The sequence below is a fragment of the Apilactobacillus intestinapis genome (genome assembly GCF_049166695.1).
Lineage (GTDB): Bacteria > Bacillota > Bacilli > Lactobacillales > Lactobacillaceae > Apilactobacillus > Apilactobacillus kunkeei_C.
This window is the reverse complement of sequence record NZ_JBMHFD010000012.1, coordinates 14,720-34,253: the sequence shown is the minus strand read 5'-3', so window position 1 is coordinate 34,253 and position 19,534 is coordinate 14,720. Positions and strand designations below refer to the sequence as shown.

Genomic DNA, 19,534 nt, shown 5'->3' with positions numbered 1-19,534 from the left:
TTTCTAGCTACCATTTGAGATCCCATACCGTTTAGGTATGCGTTAATTACATTTAATTTATCTTCTACTTTATATTTAGACACAAAAACACCCCAAAGTTTTGTACAAACTTTGGGGTGCAGTGCACCCTTCAGGTGTCTTTTTTTGCACTTCCCACATTTTAGGTATATATTACTTTTTATTAAAAACATAAAAAATTAAATATAAAAGTAGGCGAAAAATTATGCGTATTAATATTATTCAACATACTCCAAACGAACGACCAGGTTCGATTTTGGATTGGGCACATGACAGGGGACATGATGTTTACATTTACCATCCATACCAATTTGGTATTCTACCAAAGGTCGATGAAACAGATATGTTAGTTATCATGGGTGGCCCAATGAGTGTTAACGATGATATTGATTGGATTGAATTCGAACGCGATATTATAAAAGAACTTGCTGAAAAAGACGTTCCAATCTACGGTGCCTGTTTTGGTGCGCAACAAATTGCTAAGACATTTGGTGCCAAGATTACCACTTCAACAGCCAAGGAAGTCGGTTGGGCACCAGTATACTTAAGATCCGAACGCATTCCTGGAATTTACAACAAGCTTACTGCAATGCACTGGCACGGTGAAATGTTTGAAATTTCAAAGAACGGTGAATTATTATTCTCAAGTGACTTAGTAGAAAACCAAGGATTCATCATTGGTGACAGAATTGTTGGTTTACAATTCCACTTTGAATTGGGTACCGACGAAGTCAGAGAGATTGTTACTAACGACAACAAATACGTCGAAGGATCAGCCTTGAATCAAACTAATGAAGACATCCTAGCTAGACCAGTACCAAAGGAAAACAAGCAAGTGATGTATGCAATCTTAGATTACATCGCTAAGGGCAAATAATCGCCATTTTAGACACTTTATTAATCAGTAATATAAATAGACGAAACGTCTATTAAAATTGATTTAAACAATAATTTAATACGAAAAAAAGCATTCGAAGTTAATCGAATGCTTTTTTATTATTTACTGTTTTTTAAATGTCTTTGTTGTAGGTAGTAAACCGGAATACCGATTAATGTTAATAGTAATCCGACTAATGCCAAGCCAGTTTGAGTAATCAATGTTTCGGCAAGGATGAAGATACCACCAACTAAGGCGATGATTGGTACGATTGGGTACCATGGCACCTTGTATGGACGAATCATTTCTGGTTCCTTACGACGAAGCTTGAATACAGCAATGAATAGTAGACAGTTAAAGATCCACATAACGAACACTAACATGTCAGTTAATAGGTCAAAACTACCAGCAAAAATCATTAGAATTGCGATTACGAATTGGAAGATTCCTGAAGTGTAAGGGACGCGAGTCTTCTTTGAAAGTTTAGCGAACCAATCACTAAATGGAAGTGACTTGCTTTGACCCATGGCATAAGGAATTCTCATACCTGATAGGGTGTAACCGTTTAATGAACCGTAAACAGAAACTAGAATACCGATAGTAACTAACTTACCACCGAATTCACCGAATAGCTTGATAGCAGTTTCTGAAGCGGTGTTTTGGTTACCGGCGATGTGGTCAATTGGAAGTGTCTTTAAGAAGGCAACGTTTACCAATGTGTAGATAACCATAATCAAACTTAGACCGATAATGATGGCCTTTGGTAAGTTCTTCTTAGGGTTCTTAATTTCACCGGCAACGTCACAAACACCAATCCAACCATCATAAGCAAACATAGTTGCTAGTAAACCTGAACCAAAAGCAGTCCAGACATTGGAGTGATCACTTGGACTAATTGGTAAGAATGAAACGTGAACAGCACCAGGAATAAATAGACCAAAAATAGCAATAAGAATAATTGGAATTAGCTTACAAATAAGGGCAACTGTTTGAACGTTTCCACTAATCTTTGATCCCAATAAGTTAATGAATAACACACTCAATGCCACAATGATTGCCATTGGGTTTAGGATGTTTGGGTTTAAATGGAATAGGTTAATTAATTGTGTTGAGAAAATGATTGCTTCAGCGGCAATGTTGGCAGGGTAGTAGACCAAGATTTGGGCCCAACCCATTGAAAAACCAGTTAGCGGACCATAAGTATAATCAAGGTACTTGATGGCTCCACCGGTCTTAGGAATGGCAGCTGCTAATTCAGATACAGTCAAACCGGCACAGATAGTTAGTAATCCACCAACAATCCATGCTAATACGGTTAGTGTAAATGAATGAGTACTGTTAACAACGCTGGCGGTCTTAAAGAACACACCGGCACCGATAACAGTTCCCATAACTGTTGAAAGAGCAGCCATCATGCCAATTCCACGTTTTAATTCGTTTTCATGCATGACGAATATCCTCCTAGATAATTTTTAATATAAAAAAGGAAGGGGTCTAAATAGACACCCAACCTTTTTCGTAAATAATATTAGTTATTATTTGTCTTCGCTTTCAACATCGTGTTTACGTTGGAATTCAGCAATGTTCTTGTATTCAGTTTGAAGTTGACGACTCAAACGAATGTAGATAGGTGCTAATTCACGGTAAACTTTGTAGTTGTCAGGATTTGGCTTGTGGGCGTTAGTTACTCCAACGAAGTCCTTAACCTTTTCTAGGTCATCGATGATACCTAATGAGTACATACCTAATGTGGCAGCACCTAAAGCAGTACCTTCAAAACTTTCTGGAATAGTAACATCTTGTTCGAAGATGTCAGCTAACATTTGACGCCATAGTTCTGAACGAGCAAAACCACCAGTAGCTTGGATACTTGTTGGCTTGCCGATAACTTCTTCTAGGGCAAGACTAACAGTGTATAGGTTAAATACGATTCCTTCTAGAGCTGATCTAATCATATGAGCACGAGTGTGGATACGAGTTAAACCAAAGAATGAACCACGAGCGTTAGCGTCCCAGATAGGAGCACGTTCACCACCTAAGAATGGGTGGAATAGTAATCCATCAGAACCGGCTGGAATTTGTGAAGCAATTTCAGTTAATAGGTCGTATGAATCCATGTGCATTTGTTCGGCAGTAACCTTTTCAGGTGCACATAGTTGATCTCTTACCCAACGGAAGACGATACCACCGTTGTTAACAGGTCCCCCGACAACCCATTTGTCTTTTGATAAGTAGTAACAGAAAACACGACCCTTAGGATCAATAACAGGTTTGTCAGTAACGACACGAACGGCACCAGAAGTACCAATTGTAACAGCTAGAACACCTGGCTTAATAGCGTTAACACCAAGGTTAGCTAATGGACCATCTGAAGAACCGATAACGAATGGAGTATCTTCATCGATACCAATTACGTTAGCGTAAGCTTTGTTTAGTCCCTTGAATTGGTATGTAGTGTCAACTAATTCAGGAAGTTGGTCACGTGATACACCAGTTAATTCAAGTGCTTCTTCGTCCCAATCCATCTTGAAAATGTTGAACATACCAGTAGCATTGGCAATTGAGTAATCTTCTTTTAATTCACCAAATAGTTTGTATAGGATGTATTCCTTGATACCTACGAAGTAGGCAGCCTTGTCGTATACATCTTTTCTTTCATTCTTCAACCACATTAACTTGGTTAGAGGAGTCATAGGGTGAACTGGAGTACCAGTCTTTTCGTATAATTCCTTAGCCTTACCGCTTTCCTTTAGTTGGTCAGCGTAGTTAACGGCACGGTTATCAGCCCATGTAATAGCACGAGTTAATGGTTTGTGGTTTTCATCAAGTAAAATCAAACTGTGCATAGCACATGAGAATGAGATACCCTTCAATGTACCATGTTTAAGGTCAGCCTTACGTAAAACTTCAGTTAGACCTGCAAGCATGGCAGAGAAGATTTCTTCTGGATCTTCTTCGGCCATATCTGGAGTATCTTGGTATAAAGGATAACCATCGTTTGAGTATCCCTTAACTTCTCCATCGGTATCGTACAAAACAGTTTTTACACTGGTTGTTCCAATATCAACACCAATGATGTAGTTCATAACATAACTTCCTTTCGATTTAAAAAGAGAGACTTAATTTATTTTTTAATAATGTTAACTATTATAATAAAATCCGCATAAAAAGTCATCACTAATTTATTTAGTTACCGCTTTCATTATATTGAAAACAAAAGGCCGATTCAAGTGTTTTAACGTGTTTTATAGTAATTTGCAGTCATTATGATTATAATAAGGTTAATTGTATAAAAGAGGTGAGTGAATGGATACCAGAATGTCTTTGTATCATCAAAAAACAAAGTCTACTAAAAACCACGTACAGTTTTTTAAAAAATATGCATGGCTAATTGCAGTCTTAATTGTAGTATTAGGATCAATCTTCGGCTATATTGGATACCAAAGTTATGAAAATAATATGATTAATAAGTATCAAGTTAAGGGAATCATGATTAGTCAATCAAACGGTTATATCGATTTCGTGACCCTAGCCAATACCGGCCAAAAGTTTGTTTACATTCGTGCCAGTCAGGGTGCTACATATACAGATGATGACTTTAGTGATAATTTCCAACGCAGCCAGGGATCTGGTTTGCAGGTTGGCTCCTACCATGTTTTTAGTACGCAAACCGCGATTAAGGATCAATTGAAGAACTTCACACGAGAAGTTGGCGATGACTACGGGACATTACCACCATTAGTAGAGGTGACTTCACCTTTATCAGATGATCAGGTTCACCGACTTTCTGAATTCATTTACATGGTGCATAAATACTATGACACCAATGTGGTTGTTAGAAGTAACACGAGCGTCTTCAATCGATTAGATAAAAAGATTGCGCACGACGTGCAGTTCTTCAGTGGAAACTTGAATAACAAACGCGCCAATTTTATCGAAGTGAAGAATAATCGAAAGATTAGTATTGATGGTTCAAACGTCTACGTTAACCAGATTGCCTTTAATGGCAACAATAAGGGTTGGCAACAGTATCTATTGAAGAATCAAGACCGTTAATAAACATCGATATTAATGAAGATATTTGCTAAAATAGAAGATATATTAATTCGAATTTAAGTAGGGGAACCCAGAATGTTAGAACAATTTCAAAAGTATTTTAACAAGCTTGGATATGACAAACAGACGCTAATTCAAGAGCGTGTCTATCCAATTATCAATAACCACGATAGTGTCTTAGGGCTATCACCAACCGGATCTGGAAAGACAGTTGCATTTTTAATTCCAAGTATCGAAATTCTAGAACCAGAAGGTGGTTCACAATTACTAATCATCGAACCATCTCAAGAACTAGCAATTCAAACCGCAAAGGTAGCCAGAAACTGGGCTAATTTGCGTGGAATGAAAGTGTTAGCTTTAACCGGTGGTGCCAACATCAAACGTCAAATGGAACGTTTGAAGAAACATCCTGAAGTAATCGTTGGTACAGCAGGTAGAATCAAGAACTTAATCGATGATAAAAAACTAAAAACTCATCTTTTTTCTACTATTATAATTGATGAAGCTGACGACCTATTACAAGGTGAAACTTTGACCACAGTTAGAGACATCGTTTCTTCCATGATGTCAGATGTTCAATTGGAATTCTTCTCAGCCACTGCGACACCAATTCTAGACCAACTATCAGGTTGGTTTGGTAACCGTGACATCCAAAAGGTCGACGTTCGTGCAGAAGACAAGACGCAAGGCCACGTTGAACACGGCATGATGAACGTCTTACGCAAGAACAGAAATAAGATGCTGGCACGTTTACAACACGTTGCTGGTTTCAAGGCATTGGTATTCTTCAATCAAACCGTTGACTTGAATAAGACTTATAGTTTCTTTGTTCATAATCATTATCAAGGTGTGGCCAAACTAACATCTGATCAAAATCAAACCAAGCGTCAAAAGGCGATGGATGATTTTAGATTAGGTCGCATCAAGTTATTATTAACCACTGATGTTGCCGCCCGTGGTTTGGATATTGCCAAACTACCGGCCGTAGTTAACTACGATTTACCTGATGAAGCCATTGACTACGTTCACCGTGTTGGTAGAACCGGTCGTATGGGCGAAGATGGAATGGCAATTAACTTTGGTGATGATCATGATTTAAGGGACTTGAAGAACCTGTTATCCGATTATGATTTTGACTTCCAACCAAGTTACTTCTATAAGAATAAGATTGTAAAGTCTATTCCAAAGACAGCCGAAAAGGTCGTTGAAGTGGTAGAAAAAACAGCTAAGAACGATAAATCTTCTAAGGATGAACCAAGCAAACCGCGTGTTAAGAAGGTTAAAAAACAAGTGGTTTCTAACCCAGCCCCTAAAAAACGCGTCAAGAAAAATAAGCATACCAAGAATAAGGGAATGCGTAACAAATGGCGTAAAAACAACAATAAGCAGGGTTAAAGAACTTTACATTAATTTACTAAAATGCGACAATATTAATTGTCGTTTAATGACTCCATAGCACAACTGGATAGGGCGACCGCCTCCTAAGCGGCTGATCTCGGTTCGATTCCGAGTGGGGTCATAAAAAAGTACTCACATTTATTATGTGAGTACTTTTTTTATATTTACATAACTTTTACATTAAAATAACTTTAAATTTACAAACCATCGATATACTAAGCTTGTAACATAAAATATTGGTTAGGAGATATTGATATGATTAAAATGAATAAGGTTCTATCAATTGCTTCAGTTGTTTTAGTTTCAGGTTCACTATTGGCTGCATGTGGTAGCACAAGCGGTTCACAAGCTAGCGGGGATGTATCAGTTGTCGGATCAACTGCTTTACAACCATTAGTCGAACAAGCTGCAAAGGATTACCAAAAGGATAATTCAGGTGTTAACATTTCTGTTCAAGGTGGCGGATCTGGAACAGGATTAAGCCAAGTTCAATCCAAGAGTGTTTCAATCGGTAACTCAGATGTGTTTGCTGAAAACCAAAGTGGAATTGACGCTACCAAGTTAACAGATAACAAGGTTGCCGTAGTCGGTATGGCACCGGTTGTTAACAAGGGTGTTGGTGTTAAGAACATTTCACTAGAAAACCTAAAGAAGATTTTTACTGGTAAGATTAACAATTGGAAAGAACTTGGTGGTAAGAACCAAAAGATTGATGTTATCAACCGTGTAAAGGGAAGTGGAACTAGAGCTACTTTTGAAAGTAACGTTTTGAAGGGTGCTTCAGCTATCCAAACCCAAGAACAAGATTCTAACGGTGCAGTAAAGAAGATTGTTTCAACTACCTCTGGAGCAATTAGTTACCTAGCATTCTCATTCATTGACAGTAGTCTTCAACCACTATCAATCGATAATGTTGCCCCAACAAACAAGAATGTTGAAACCAACGCTTGGAAGATTTGGTCATATGAACACATGTACACACCAAAGAAGGCCGACAAGAACGCTACTAAGTTCATCAAGTACATTGAATCCGGTAAGGTTCAAAAGACTTTAGTTAACAAGCTAGGTTACATCAGCATTTCAGACATGAAAGTAACCAAGGACAGTAACAACAAAATCGTAAAATAAACCAATGACAAGAGATCAGTGTAATCAAACTGGTCTTTTTTTGTGCCAATTTCTAAAATTTACATAAAATTTACAAAAAATCTAAATTAGATTTACATTAAATCGGTATACTTATGTTTGTAAATTAAAAAAGGATGATTTTATTATGATAAAAATTAAGAAATTAGCGATGATGACATCGGCAGTCTTATTCGCTGGAACAGTACTAACAGCGTGCGGAGTAAGCTCTGCGTCAAACGATAAAATTACAGCGGTTGGATCAACTGCTTTACAACCGTTAGTAGAAGAAGCAGCAAACGATTACCAAAAGGACCACAAGGGCCTTTCAATTACGGTTCAAGGTGGGGGGTCCGGTACCGGTTTGAGTCAATTACAAGCTAAAGCCGTTACAATTGGTAACTCAGATGTGTTTGCTGAAAACCAAAAGGGAATTAAAGCCAAAGACATCGTCGATCATCAAGTGGCGGTTGTCGGAATCACACCCGTTGTTAACAAGGGTGTTGGCGTTAAAAACATCAGCATGAAGAATTTACGAAAGATTTTTGAAGGGAAGATTACCAACTGGAAACAAGTTGGTGGTAAGAACCTACCAATCGAAGTCATTAACCGTGTTAAGGGGAGTGGTACCAGAAATACATTTGAAGCAAATGTGATGGACGGCCACAGCACCGTGAAGGCACAGGAACAAGACTCAAACGGAACAGTTAGAAGAATCATTGCTACCACGCCTGGAGCAATCAGTTACCTATCATTCTCGTTTGTCGACAAGACCATTCAATCACTATCAATCGATAACGTAAAACCAATCGATAAAAACGTTGAAACCAACGCTTGGAAGATCTGGTCATATGAACACATGTACACAGCCAAGAAGGTTAGTTACAACACTAAGAAGTTCTTGGCATACATGAATTCAGAAGAAGTACAAAAAGGTTTAGTAAAGAAATTAGGTTACATTAGTATCAGTGATATGAAAGTGAAAAGGGATGCTAACAATAAAGTAATCAACTAATTGGAGGAAGACTCATGGAAATTAATAAGAAAATATTAATGCCATCCAAGGAAACACGCCAAGAAAGATTTGGTCGTACTTTAAGTTTTATCAGTATTTCAGCAATTGTCATCTTGGTGGCTTTGATTTTATACTTCATCATCTCAAAAGGGATTTCTACCTTTACTGACAACCACGTTAACTTGTGGGACTTTATCAGCAAACAAGATTGGTCACCTTCAACCATCGGAAAAGATGGTAAACCAGAAGTCGGGGCACTACCTATGATCGTGACATCATTCAGTGTTACTTTCCTATCTGCCTTACTAGCAACACCATTTGCGATTGCTGCAGGTATTTACATGACAGTCATCGGACCTAAGAAGAGCCGTGGTTTCCTACAAACTGTTATCGAATTACTAGTTGGGATTCCTTCAGTTGTTTACGGTTTTATCGGATTAACCATCATCGTTCCAATCGTAAGAACTTTATTTGGTGGAACTGGTTTCGGGATTCTATCAGCAACATTAGTATTGTTCGTCATGGTGCTTCCAACTATTACATCACTAACTGTTGATAGTCTAAACGCCGTACCAAAGCATTTATCTGAAGCATCACTTGCTTTAGGTGCTACACGTTGGCAAACCATCTACAAGGTTATCCTAAGATCAGCAACTCCAGGTATCTTAACAGCCATTATCTTTGGAATGGCCAGAGCATTCGGTGAAGCCTTAGCTGTACAAATGGTAATTGGTAACGCCATCTTGATGCCTAAGAACTTGATTACACCATCATCAACATTAACCAGTCAATTAACTACTGGAATTGGTAACACTGTCATGGGAACTCTAGGCAACAATGCCCTATGGTCATTAGCCTTAGTTCTACTTCTAATGTCACTATTCTTCAACATCTTGGTTAAGTTAATTGGAAAGAGAGGTAAGTTCTAATTATGAATCCAAAAGTAGTTAATAAAATTGCGACCGGCGTGATTTACGGTCTAGTAATTCTAGTCGTTGCAATTCTAGCAGCCTTAATCGGTTACATCTTAGTAACCGGTGTGCCTCACATCTCATGGCACTTCTTAACCAGCCCAGCCCAATCATTCTTAGCTGGTGGGGGAATTAGAGATCAACTATTTAACTCAATCTACCTATTAGTTCTTACATTAATCATTTCATTTCCAATTGCATTAGGTGCCGGAATTTACTTAGCTGAATACGCTCCTAAGAACTGGTTTACTGAAATCATTAAGACAACTATCGAAGTATTAAGTTCACTTCCATCAGTTGTTGTGGGGCTATTCTGTTACCTATTATTCGTTGTTCAAATGAGAATGGGATTCTCAATCCTATCAGGTGCGATTGCACTTACATTCTTCAACTTACCTCTATTAACCAGAAACATTGAAACATCACTAGAATCAGTTTCATCACTACAAAGAGAGGCTGGATTATCACTTGGTTTATCACAATGGAAGACCATCACTGGTATCATCTTACCAGCCGCAGTTCCTGGAATCATTACAGGGATTATCCTAAGTGCCGGTAGAGTATTCGGTGAAGCTGCCGCATTGATTTACACAGCCGGTCAAAGTGCTCCATTCGTGGATTACACTAACTGGAACATCTTCTCAGACACTAGTTTCTTAAACCCACTACGTCCGGCCGAAACACTAGCTGTTCATATTTGGAAGGTTAACTCAGAAGGAATCACTCCTGATGCTAACGCCATTTCAAGTGGATCATCAGCCGTATTAATTATTGTAATTCTACTATTTAACATTTTCGCGCACTGGATTGGAAACCGTTTGTACAAGAAAATGACTTCTAGTAAGTAAGGAAGGTTTAACATGAAAAACTACAATTTAAATCAACAATATGTACGTGACTTCGCAGTCGAAAATGCAATTGAAGCTCACCATGTAAACGTTTCTTATGGTGAACACCAATCAATTTTTGACGTATCACTATCATTTCCTCGTTTTAAAGTAACTGCCATGATTGGTGCTTCAGGATCAGGTAAGTCCACTTTCTTACGTTCCATCAACAGAATGAATGACAACGTGGCGACTGTCGACGGCGATATTATGTACCGAGACGTTAACATCAACGACGATAAGATTAACGTTTACGAATTAAGAAAGCACATCGGAATGGTATTCCAACGTCCAAACCCATTTGCTAAGTCCATTCGTGAAAACATCACTTTTGCACTTAAGAAGCACGGTATCAAGGACAAAAAGGAACTAGACGAACGCGTTGAAACCAGTCTAAGAGAAGCTGCTTTATGGGATGAAGTAAAGGACAAACTAGACGAAAGCGCACTATCACTATCTGGTGGACAAGCTCAACGTTTATGTATCGCACGTGCGATTGCTATGAAACCAGATGTGTTACTACTTGATGAACCAGCATCAGCGCTTGATCCAATCTCAACTTCAAAGATTGAAGATACACTAAACCGTTTGAAGGAAAAATACACAATCATCATTGTTACTCATAACATGCAACAGGCTTCTAGAATGAGTGATTACACAGCATTCTTCCACCAAGGCCACTTAATTGAGTTCAACAAGACTTCTCACATCTTTACTAGACCAAAGATGCAAGCAACAGAAGACTACATTTCAGGAAACTTCGGGTAGGTGAATTACATGACTTCTATTTTAAAAACAGAAAACGTTCATTTATACTACGGTGAAAAGGAAGCTTTACATGGCTTTGACATCGAGTTTGAACAAAACGAAATCACTGCTTTAATCGGACCATCCGGTTGTGGTAAGTCAACATTTCTAAGATGTTTAAACCGTATGAATGACTTAAGAAACAACACAACAGTTACTGGTAGTTTTAAAATTGGTAATCAAGACATCTATGCACCAACTACTGACATGACCGAATTAAGAAAAGAAATCGGAATGGTATTCCAACAACCAAACCCATTTCCTTTCTCCGTATACGACAACGTGGCATACGGCCTAAGAATTGCCGGTGTTAAGGACAAAAAGGTATTAGACGAAGTAGTTGAAAAGAGTCTAAAGCAAGCTGCTGTTTGGGACGAAGTAAAGGATGACTTAAACAAGAACGCATTATCATTCTCAGGTGGTCAACAACAAAGAATTTGTATCGCCAGAGTGTTGGCGGTAAAACCTAAGATTATTTTGATGGATGAACCTACCAGTGCGCTAGACCCAATCTCAAGTGCCAAGATTGAGGATACTCTGTTAGAATTAAAGAAAGATTTTACAATCATCATTGTTACTCACAACATGCAACAAGCATCAAGAATTGCTGATAAGACGGCATTCATGCTAAACGGGGATTTAATCGAATACAACAAGACTTCTAAGATGTTCTTAAATCCTGACAAGCAACAAACTAGTGACTACTTAAATGGAGAATTCGGATAGGAGAGCTGATTATGAGTCAAACATTTAACGACAAACTAAAAGTACTACAAAAGACCTACATGAAGATGGGAATTAATGTTTCTGATCAAATTTACCAATCAATCAAGGCCTTCACTGAAAACGACCAAAAACTAGCTACCGAAATTGTTAATCGCGATAGCAAGGTTAATGACGAAGAAGTTGACCTAGAAAAAGAAGCACTAAACTTAATAGCATTAAGACAACCAGTTGCTTCTAACTTCCGTTCAATCATCACTTTATTAAAGGCTAGTTCTGATTTGGAACGAATTGGTGATCACGCATCATCGATCGCCAGAGAAACTCTTCGTATCAACACAGAAAGTCGTATTCCAGAAGTGAACGAAGCTATTAACCAAATGGCCTTAAAGATTAGGGGAATGCTTGAATCATCATTGGATGCTTATGTTCATGCTGATCAAGAAGCAGCAAAGCTAGTCGCTCAAGAAGATATATTAATCGATAAGAAGTTTGTTTTAGCTAAAAATCTAATCGTTTCTGAAATGGAAAAGAATAGTGATAAAATTGAACTAGCAACTATCTACTTAATGGTAGTTCGTTACCTAGAACGTATTGGAGATCATATCGTTAACTTATCAGAATGGATTGTATATAATGCAACTGGTAAGATTGTTGAATTAAACCCTGGTAAGATTGAACCAGAACTGATTGCCAAGGAACTAAAAAACAGTCAAAAATAGGGAGGTTTAGATGGGATGCAAAGTCTGTTGTTAGTAACAAAACAATTAAGATTAGCCGCTGATGTAAGTCAATTAGCGTTGCAAGATGAATACTTTGTTAATAGCGTTAGTGATGATGAAGATATCGAAATTATGGCTAAAAAGAACAACGTCTTTGCCGTCATTATTGATTTATCAATCTTTGAAGACTTTAGTCACGTTAAAAGGATGATTGAACAAGTTACTAAGACATTCTCAGGCCCTATTATTACTTTTGATGACCACTATGATAATCAAAAAGAAAGAGATTGTTTTGAATTAGGAGTCAACGATTACTTCAGTGACTTCGTTGATGCCCAAAGAATCATGTTAAGAACATTAAAACGTGTCAAAATATATGATGAGATGGTAGAGGATAGCGATAAGACTAAACGTAAAGAGCATTTTAAGGACTTTGAGATTAGTCTGAAGCATTTTCAGGTAAAGTATAAGGGAGAGGTTTTAAACTTCACACCGAAGGAATTTAACATCTTCTATTACCTAATCAGACATCATGACCAGGTATTGAGTAGAGAACAAATTTTTAACGGTGTCTGGCGTGAAGATCGAGACGATGGGGATGCATTTATATCATCTCGTATCGTTGATATGCACGTTAGTCACGTTAGAGATAAGCTCAAAGATTTACCCGGAAACGACGTTGAAATTAAAACAGTTCGTGGATTTGGATACGTATTACAATGAAAAAATCCCGCTTGGTTATTCCAAGCGGGATTTTTGTTTTGGGTTTTATTAGTTTAAGAATGCAGTAACTGCAGCTGCTAGAATAATGATAACTAAACCGATTATTGTAACAACCATTTCTTTTTTAGTCTTGTTTTGGTGTAGGAAGTAGATACTAGTTAGAGTAGCTAATACAACAGAAGTTTGTGATAGTACGAAACCAGTAGCTAAACCATTCATTTTAGGTTCTGCAGAGATTAAGTAAGTTAAAGCTGCAAATCCGAAGAAGAAACCTGAAATGATTTGTAGATAAGAAGACTTAGTAGCAAATACATTGTTGTTCTTAACGTGGAACAAGCAGTATACAACAGCAACTAAGAACATTCCAAGAGCTTGTGGGAAGAACGCATGCATACCGTCTAAGTGACTTGATGCTTGAGGTGCAGCTGAGTAACCCCAGTAACCAATAACACCGATAACTAAAAGACCAATTGCTTTCTTTAAGTCAGCAGAGCTTTTAGTATCTTTATGTTCTTGCCAAGCAGTCATAGTAGCACCAATGATGATTACGATTAAAGCAACGAAACCAATGATACGGTGTGATTCTGAGTGCCAGTTACCTAATGCAAACACACCCCATAGTGCAGTTACAATTAATTGTAACGCAGTGGTGATAGGCATTACTCTAGAAGATCCAACTAATTCAAAGGCTTTAAATGACATGATTTGTCCGAAAGCCCAACCAGCACCTGAAAGTAATGCAAGTGCAAAATCCATACCAGTCGGAATTGAATTACCTGAGATTAAAAGAAAAATAGCAGCGAAAATAAGTGTTCCTAGAGTGGAACCATAAATTTGGTTAGTAGGTTTGCCTCCAAATAATGAAGCAATTGTAGGGTATAGACCCCAACCTAGAACTGGACCTAGTCCAATTAATAAAGCAACAGCGTTCAAAGCGTGTCCTCCTTATCCTTATATATTATTTCTATAATTAACAATTTACCACAAGTGTTGGTATCATAGTTAGAAATCAAACGTATTTCATTTAAACTTAAATAAATCTTAAGTTTTAAAACGCCTAAAGTAATATAACATATTTATTAGGGACTATGTTTTAAAAAGTGTAATGAAATCGTTTTCATTTCCCAAGAAGTATGTTATATTATTTTTACGGAAAAGTAAAGCGCTTACATTCAGGAAACATAAAATTATTTTTAATAAAAGAAGGGGTATTAAACTATGCCATTTGTTGTATTAGTATTAGGAATATTATTGCTTTTGTTCCTAATCATTAAATGTAAATTAAATACATTTATTTCATTAATTGTTACATCTGTTATTGTTGCGTTAGGTTTAGGAATGAACCCAGCACACATCGCTGTTTCCATTAAAAACGGTATCGGAAGTTCTTTGGGGGAACTAGTTATCGTCTTTGGATTTGGTGCAATGATTGGTCGTTTAGTTGCTGATGCTGGTGGTTCTTATAGAATTGCCAGAACACTAATCGATCTATTCGGAAAAAAGAGACTTCAATTTGCAATTGTTGTTGCTTCATTTATTATCGGAATGTCATTATTCTTCGAAGTTGGATTGGTTCTATTAACTCCAATCGTATTCGCCGTTGCACTAGAAGCTGAAGTTCCATTCGTTTACCTAGGTATTCCAATGGCAGCTGCATTATCAGCTACTCAAGGATTCCTACCACCACAACCTGCTCCAACTGCAGTTGCTACTGCTTTAGGCGCAAACATTGGTCAAACACTTCTATTAGGTATTATCGTTGCTATTCCTTGTGTGATCGTAGCCGGTCCTTTATACACAAAGATTGCTAAGAAGGTTGCTCCAGAAACATTCGTTGTAAAGACTTCACTACCAGCATTTGGTGAAATGAAGAAGTACGATTTAAAGGACACTCCAAGCTTTGGAATTGCCGCATTTACTTCATTACTACCAGTTATCTTAATGGCTATTTCCACTGTTTACGACATGGTATTTAACGGTGGTAAAGCCGTTGAAAATCCACATGGTATTGGTGCTGTTATCGCTATGTTTGGTAACCCAGTTATTGCCATGATTGTTACTTTACTATTTGCTATCTGGGCAATGGGCTTCCACCGCGGTAAGAAGATGGAAGACATTACAAACACTGTTACTGAAGCAATTAAGTCAATTGCAATGCTACTAATGGTTATCGGTGGTGGATCAGCATTCAAACAAGTATTAATCGACGGTGGTGTTGGTAAAGCCGTTCAAAACGTAATGGGCCACGCTAACTTATCACCAATCATCTTAGCTTGGTTAATCGCTGTTATCCTACGTGTTTCATTAGGTTCAGCTACTGTTGCAGGTATGACTGCTGCTGGACTAGTAACTCCATTAATGCACTCAATGAGCGTAAGCCCAGTATTAATGGCTTTAGCAATTGGTGCTGGATCACTTGCTGCATCACATGTTAACGATGCCGGATTCTGGATGTTCAAAGAATACTTTGACTTAAATGTAAAACAAACATTAAAAATTTGGACTGTACTAGAAACAGTTATTTCTGTTACTGGATTATTAATGGTACTTCTACTAAGTCTATTTATTCACTAATAAATATAAATACGAAAAAAGCGATGAGATAAATTTATCTCATCGCTTTTTTTATTTTTTTTTATGATTAACGAAAACTACGAATTTTGACCAGAAGTAATTAAAGATAATTACGACTACCTGACCAAATATTTTTAGTAAATCAAAATTATTAACGCTAATGATTGAAACACCAATTATTAGTATGATTTCTTCTAAAATTAATGAAGCCACACGGCCAAGGAAGAATGAAATCATTTCCGAAATGTATTCTTTAGCAGTATTGGCCTTGGATTCAAATACCCATTTTCTGTTGGTAAAGAATGCAAACAATACACTTGCTATCCAAGCAATCAATGTGTTCCAGAATACGTCCATGTTTGGTAATAGGCGATAAAGCACTAATGCGACAACAATGTCGATAACAGTGGTTAATACACCCCAAAACAAATAGGCAATTATTTGCTTGTATTTTTTCCACAAATTTTTCATTATTTCTTCTCTTTCACAATGTATTTAGGACGATGCTTTGTTTCTAAGTAAATTTTTCCGATGTAGTTACCAACGATTCCTAGACAGAATAATTGAACACCGTTAATTAATAGAATAATTGATACTAATGATGGCCATCCTGATACGGATCCACCAAATAAAATAGCTCTTAAAATAACAAAGAATAGTCCAATTAGTGATAGGAAGAATGAAACACCACCAACCCAGGTTGCCACTTTAAGTGGGACATCTGAGAAGTCGACGATTCCTTCCAATGAATATTCAAGTAGTTGATATAGTGACCAGTGTGATTCACCAGCTGCTCTTTCAACACCATCGTATTCGATGTATTTAGTTTTAAAGCCGACCCAACTAAAGATACCTTTAGTGAAACGGTTGTACTCAGTTAATTTCAAAACATTGTCAACGTATTGACGAGTCATTAGACGGTAATCTCTAACGTTTTGTTTGATTTCAACGTCAGACATTTTGTTGATAACCTTGTAAAAACTTGAAGATAGGAAAGCTCTCACAAAGTTTTGTTTTCTACTCTTTTGCACACAGCCAACGACGTCGTAATCGTCTTCTTTTATGTACTTAATCATTTGAGGAAGTAATGCAGGTGGATCTTGTAAGTCCACGTCCATAACAGCAACATAGTCACCGCCAACGTTTTCTAATCCAGCTGACATTGCAGATTCCTTACCAAAGTTACGTGAGAATGATACGTAATGAACGTTTTCATCGTTTTCACGTAACTTCTTAATTTCTTCTAAAGTGTTGTCAGAAGAACCATCATTAATAAACCAGTATTCGTGATTGTAGTCAACGTGGTTAGCGTGCATTTCGCTGAAGACACGTTCGACTTCATCATAAAAGATTTTAATGGAAGGCTCTTCATTATAACAGGGTACAATTAAACCAATAGTTTCCATAATTGTAACCTCCTTCATTAATCCATAATTATTTATATTTTATCATAATACTTCAAAAAGGTTTTCATAGATAGCACTAAATTTTTATTAAGATGTATTTATGGTCGGCAACCGCGTCATTATTTTGTTATAATTAGATAAATATACTTTTTTGTGGAGGCATAATCTTGAAAAAACCGATTAAAGTGATGACCATCTTTGGAACTCGTCCAGAAGCTATTAAGATGGCTCCAATCATTCTAGAAATGAAAAATAATTTAGATGAGTTTCAACCCATCACAGTTTTGACTGGCCAACATAAAGAAATGCTAGATCAAGTTATGGATATTTTCCATATTGAAGCTGATTACAATTTACACGTAATGAAAGCACAACAAACATTAAGTTCAATTACAACCACTGTCATTAACAAACTAGACAGTATTATTAACGAAGCCAAACCTGACATCATCTTGGTCCATGGTGATACCACAACCACATTTGCCGCTGCAGTCAGCGCATTTTACCACCAAATTCCACTAGGTCACGTTGAAGCGGGACTTAGAACTTGGGACAAGTACTCACCATATCCTGAAGAAATGAACCGTCAAATGACCGACATTCTTTCAGATGTTTACTTTGCACCAACTGAATTAAGTAAAGAAAATCTATTAAAACAAAATCTAAAAGAAGACCGTATCTATATTACAGGGAACACCGCGATTGATGCGTTAAAACAAACCGTTGATAGAAACTATCACCACAGTGTGTTAGATGATATCGATAAGACTCACAAGATTATTCTATTAACCATGCACCGTCGTGAAAACCAAGGTGAACCAATGCGTCGTACCTTTGAAACAATCAAAAACGAAGTATTGAACAGAAAGGATATCGAAGTCGTATATCCAGTTCACTTGAGTCCAGCAGTGCAATCTGTCGCTCACAGCGTGTTCGATGGGGTTAACCGTGTTCACTTAATCGAACCATTGGATGTGGTTGATTTCCATAACATGGCAGCTCGCAGTCACTTCATTATGACTGACTCAGGTGGGGTGCAAGAAGAAGCTCCTTCATTAGGTAAACCTGTATTGGTACTAAGAGAAGCTACTGAACGTCCAGAAGGAGTCGATGCAGGAACACTTAAGCTTGTTGGAACTGATCCGAAAAAGATTAGTGCAAGCATAGACCAACTACTAGACGACACAGAAGAATACAAGAAGATGGCCACTGCCAAGAATCCTTATGGTGATGGAACTGCTTCTAAGCAAATCCTAGACGCAATTAAAGAAGTGTTTGCTAGTAATAAACTAAGTGGTGATCATAATGAAGCTTAATAAAGACACCGCTAGAAAATGGAAGCATTTCTTTTTAGTCGTAAAGAAGCATTATAAAGAATCAAACGTGTCCGATTCAGCAGTTGTGATTGCCTTTTATTCTTTGCTATCACTATTTCCAGCGACCATAATCGTTGGAAACCTACTAGAATTATTGCACGTTAACCAATACGAAATTTTAGACTATTTAGAACCATTGTTACCATCAACGGTTTTCAAGACAGTTAGTCCAATCGTTATTTCCGCTTTAAAGGGCGCCAATGCCGATAAGTTGTCGATTGGTTTAATTGTAGCCATCTGGTCAGCCAGTCGGGCCTTAGCAGCGTTTCAACGTGCGGTTAACTCGTCGTATGGAATAAAAAACGAAAGTAATCTGATGAATCGAATTGTTTCGTTTATCTGGATGCTATTGTTAGTAATTTCGTTAGGGATTTTCCTATTATTCTTTGGTTTTGGAAAGGTCATCATTAGCTACTCAGCTTATCTAATGGGATTATCCAAGATGAATGTGGGATTATTTATCCTGTTGAGATATCCATTGACCATCATTGGGGTATTCCTATTGGTACTATTGATGTATTATTTCGTGCCAAACGTAAACACCAAGTGGCGTTATGTTTGGATGGGATCATTGATTGTGACAATCGGTATGATTGTTCTATCCAAAGGATTTTCCATATATCTTCACTATTTCGCACGTAGTGTCGATGCCTATAAAGCATTAGGAACCTTTGTTATTTTAATGCTTTGGTTATACATCATTGGAATGATATTGATTTTAGGTGCTGTTATTAATGCTTCCGTGCAAGATGTTAAGAACGTCGAGATTAAGGGCAGAAAGCCTAGCATTAAATCATTTATTCCAAACAAGAAGAGATAAGATTGCAAAACAAAAAAATCGTTGATAAAAATCAAC

19 protein-coding genes and 1 tRNA gene are annotated in these 19,534 nt (G+C 37.4%); 15 read left to right on the top strand and 5 right to left on the bottom strand.

Features of this window, described 5'->3' with window-relative positions; all coding sequences use genetic code 11:
- Positions 1-223 precede the first annotated feature (223 nt).
- On the top strand, positions 224-895 hold the full coding sequence (locus tag ACOMA7_RS06690) for a type 1 glutamine amidotransferase (protein ID WP_353485623.1): 672 nt from the start codon (positions 224-226) through the stop codon (positions 893-895).
- Between the two features lie 119 nt (positions 896-1,014).
- On the opposite strand, the gene ACOMA7_RS06685 is transcribed toward ACOMA7_RS06690, so the two are convergent.
- Together ACOMA7_RS06685 and gntK are read right to left on the bottom strand one after the other, a co-directional pair.
- A complete protein-coding gene (locus ACOMA7_RS06685) occupies positions 1,015-2,343 on the bottom strand; it encodes an APC family permease (RefSeq protein ID WP_421392839.1) in 1,329 nt (442 codons plus the stop codon).
- A gap of 87 nt (positions 2,344-2,430) precedes the next feature.
- Positions 2,431-3,981 (bottom strand): gluconokinase, encoded by a 1,551-nt coding sequence (gene gntK, locus ACOMA7_RS06680; protein ID WP_034531577.1) that lies wholly within the window; start codon positions 3,979-3,981, stop codon positions 2,431-2,433.
- Positions 3,982-4,201: 220 nt separating this feature from the next.
- Here gntK and ACOMA7_RS06675 point away from each other — a divergent pair, with 220 nt between their 5' ends.
- The 11 genes from ACOMA7_RS06675 (at position 4,202) to ACOMA7_RS06625 (ending at position 13,322) form a co-directional block, all read left to right on the top strand.
- Positions 4,202-4,951: a GH25 family lysozyme gene (locus ACOMA7_RS06675; RefSeq protein ID WP_421392836.1), complete on the top strand. Its 750-nt coding sequence runs from the start codon at positions 4,202-4,204 to the stop codon at positions 4,949-4,951.
- 75 nt (positions 4,952-5,026) lie between these two features.
- A complete protein-coding gene (locus tag ACOMA7_RS06670; RefSeq protein WP_421392833.1) occupies positions 5,027-6,346 on the top strand; it encodes a DEAD/DEAH box helicase in 1,320 nt (439 codons plus the stop codon).
- Positions 6,347-6,397: 51 nt separating this feature from the next.
- Positions 6,398-6,470 (top strand) — tRNA-Arg (locus ACOMA7_RS06665).
- Between the two features lie 143 nt (positions 6,471-6,613).
- Positions 6,614-7,477, top strand: coding sequence for a phosphate ABC transporter substrate-binding protein PstS family protein (locus ACOMA7_RS06660; protein WP_421392845.1), 864 nt, complete (start codon positions 6,614-6,616; stop codon positions 7,475-7,477).
- Between the two features lie 154 nt (positions 7,478-7,631).
- Complete coding sequence (locus tag ACOMA7_RS06655) at positions 7,632-8,489, top strand: phosphate ABC transporter substrate-binding protein PstS family protein (RefSeq protein ID WP_421392843.1); 858 nt, start codon at positions 7,632-7,634, stop codon at positions 8,487-8,489.
- A 14-nt stretch (positions 8,490-8,503) separates the two neighbouring features.
- Positions 8,504-9,418 (top strand): phosphate ABC transporter permease subunit PstC, encoded by a 915-nt coding sequence (gene pstC, locus ACOMA7_RS06650; protein WP_421392831.1) that lies wholly within the window; start codon positions 8,504-8,506, stop codon positions 9,416-9,418.
- Between the two features lie 2 nt (positions 9,419-9,420).
- Positions 9,421-10,308: a phosphate ABC transporter permease PstA gene (gene pstA, locus ACOMA7_RS06645; RefSeq protein WP_041152894.1), complete on the top strand. Its 888-nt coding sequence runs from the start codon at positions 9,421-9,423 to the stop codon at positions 10,306-10,308.
- Between the two features lie 12 nt (positions 10,309-10,320).
- Positions 10,321-11,115 (top strand): phosphate ABC transporter ATP-binding protein PstB, encoded by a 795-nt coding sequence (pstB, locus tag ACOMA7_RS06640; protein WP_053791913.1) that lies wholly within the window; start codon positions 10,321-10,323, stop codon positions 11,113-11,115.
- Between the two features lie 9 nt (positions 11,116-11,124).
- Entirely contained in the window at positions 11,125-11,880 is a 756-nt protein-coding gene (pstB, locus tag ACOMA7_RS06635; RefSeq protein WP_421392827.1) for a phosphate ABC transporter ATP-binding protein PstB, read from the top strand.
- Between the two features lie 11 nt (positions 11,881-11,891).
- On the top strand, positions 11,892-12,599 hold the full coding sequence (gene phoU / locus ACOMA7_RS06630; RefSeq protein ID WP_220382139.1) for a phosphate signaling complex protein PhoU: 708 nt from the start codon (positions 11,892-11,894) through the stop codon (positions 12,597-12,599).
- A 15-nt stretch (positions 12,600-12,614) separates the two neighbouring features.
- Positions 12,615-13,322 (top strand): winged helix-turn-helix domain-containing protein, encoded by a 708-nt coding sequence (locus tag ACOMA7_RS06625; RefSeq protein ID WP_421392823.1) that lies wholly within the window; start codon positions 12,615-12,617, stop codon positions 13,320-13,322.
- Between the two features lie 48 nt (positions 13,323-13,370).
- Here ACOMA7_RS06625 and rbsU read toward each other — a convergent pair whose 3' ends face one another.
- Positions 13,371-14,255 carry a ribose/proton symporter RbsU gene (gene rbsU / locus ACOMA7_RS06620; protein WP_041152891.1) on the bottom strand — a complete coding sequence of 295 codons (885 nt, stop codon included), beginning with the start codon at positions 14,253-14,255 and terminating at the stop codon, positions 13,371-13,373.
- A gap of 285 nt (positions 14,256-14,540) precedes the next feature.
- Between rbsU and ACOMA7_RS06615 the strand changes: the two genes are divergently transcribed.
- Positions 14,541-15,896, top strand: coding sequence for a gluconate:H+ symporter (locus ACOMA7_RS06615; RefSeq protein WP_041152890.1), 1,356 nt, complete (start codon positions 14,541-14,543; stop codon positions 15,894-15,896).
- 51 nt (positions 15,897-15,947) lie between these two features.
- Here the strand turns inward: ACOMA7_RS06615 and ACOMA7_RS06610 are convergent, their stop codons facing one another.
- Entirely contained in the window at positions 15,948-16,367 is a 420-nt protein-coding gene (locus ACOMA7_RS06610) for a GtrA family protein (protein WP_421392818.1), read from the bottom strand.
- A complete protein-coding gene (locus ACOMA7_RS06605; protein WP_041152888.1) occupies positions 16,367-17,302 on the bottom strand; it encodes a glycosyltransferase family 2 protein in 936 nt (311 codons plus the stop codon). Before ACOMA7_RS06605 ends, ACOMA7_RS06610 begins: the two co-directional genes overlap by 1 nt.
- A gap of 188 nt (positions 17,303-17,490) precedes the next feature.
- Here ACOMA7_RS06605 and wecB point away from each other — a divergent pair, with 188 nt between their 5' ends.
- Positions 17,491-18,618, top strand: a complete 1,128-nt coding sequence (gene wecB, locus ACOMA7_RS06600; RefSeq protein WP_217304167.1) for a non-hydrolyzing UDP-N-acetylglucosamine 2-epimerase — start codon at positions 17,491-17,493, stop codon at positions 18,616-18,618.
- On the top strand, positions 18,608-19,498 hold the full coding sequence (locus ACOMA7_RS06595) for a YihY/virulence factor BrkB family protein (RefSeq protein ID WP_041152887.1): 891 nt from the start codon (positions 18,608-18,610) through the stop codon (positions 19,496-19,498). Before wecB ends, ACOMA7_RS06595 begins: the two co-directional genes overlap by 11 nt.
- Positions 19,499-19,534: the final 36 nt, after the last annotated feature.

Excerpts from the sequence above, each read along its gene's own strand:
- ACOMA7_RS06690 (WP_353485623.1), top strand. The coding sequence starts at position 224 with ATGCGTATTAATATTATTCAACATACTCCAAACGAACGACCAGGTTCG.
- ACOMA7_RS06685 (WP_421392839.1), bottom strand. The coding sequence starts at position 2,343 with ATGCATGAAAACGAATTAAAACGTGGAATTGGCATGATGGCTGCTCTT.
- gntK (WP_034531577.1), bottom strand. The coding sequence starts at position 3,981 with ATGAACTACATCATTGGTGTTGATATTGGAACAACCAGTGTAAAAACT.
- ACOMA7_RS06675 (WP_421392836.1), top strand. The coding sequence starts at position 4,202 with ATGGATACCAGAATGTCTTTGTATCATCAAAAAACAAAGTCTACTAAA.
- ACOMA7_RS06670 (WP_421392833.1), top strand. The coding sequence starts at position 5,027 with ATGTTAGAACAATTTCAAAAGTATTTTAACAAGCTTGGATATGACAAA.
- ACOMA7_RS06660 (WP_421392845.1), top strand. The coding sequence starts at position 6,614 with ATGAATAAGGTTCTATCAATTGCTTCAGTTGTTTTAGTTTCAGGTTCA.
- pstC (WP_421392831.1), top strand. The coding sequence starts at position 8,504 with ATGGAAATTAATAAGAAAATATTAATGCCATCCAAGGAAACACGCCAA.
- pstA (WP_041152894.1), top strand. The coding sequence starts at position 9,421 with ATGAATCCAAAAGTAGTTAATAAAATTGCGACCGGCGTGATTTACGGT.
- pstB (WP_053791913.1), top strand. The coding sequence starts at position 10,321 with ATGAAAAACTACAATTTAAATCAACAATATGTACGTGACTTCGCAGTC.
- pstB (WP_421392827.1), top strand. The coding sequence starts at position 11,125 with ATGACTTCTATTTTAAAAACAGAAAACGTTCATTTATACTACGGTGAA.
- phoU (WP_220382139.1), top strand. The coding sequence starts at position 11,892 with ATGAGTCAAACATTTAACGACAAACTAAAAGTACTACAAAAGACCTAC.
- ACOMA7_RS06625 (WP_421392823.1), top strand. The coding sequence starts at position 12,615 with ATGCAAAGTCTGTTGTTAGTAACAAAACAATTAAGATTAGCCGCTGAT.
- ACOMA7_RS06615 (WP_041152890.1), top strand. The coding sequence starts at position 14,541 with ATGCCATTTGTTGTATTAGTATTAGGAATATTATTGCTTTTGTTCCTA.
- ACOMA7_RS06610 (WP_421392818.1), bottom strand. The coding sequence starts at position 16,367 with ATGAAAAATTTGTGGAAAAAATACAAGCAAATAATTGCCTATTTGTTT.
- ACOMA7_RS06605 (WP_041152888.1), bottom strand. The coding sequence starts at position 17,302 with ATGGAAACTATTGGTTTAATTGTACCCTGTTATAATGAAGAGCCTTCC.
- wecB (WP_217304167.1), top strand. The coding sequence starts at position 17,491 with ATGACCATCTTTGGAACTCGTCCAGAAGCTATTAAGATGGCTCCAATC.
- ACOMA7_RS06595 (WP_041152887.1), top strand. The coding sequence starts at position 18,608 with ATGAAGCTTAATAAAGACACCGCTAGAAAATGGAAGCATTTCTTTTTA.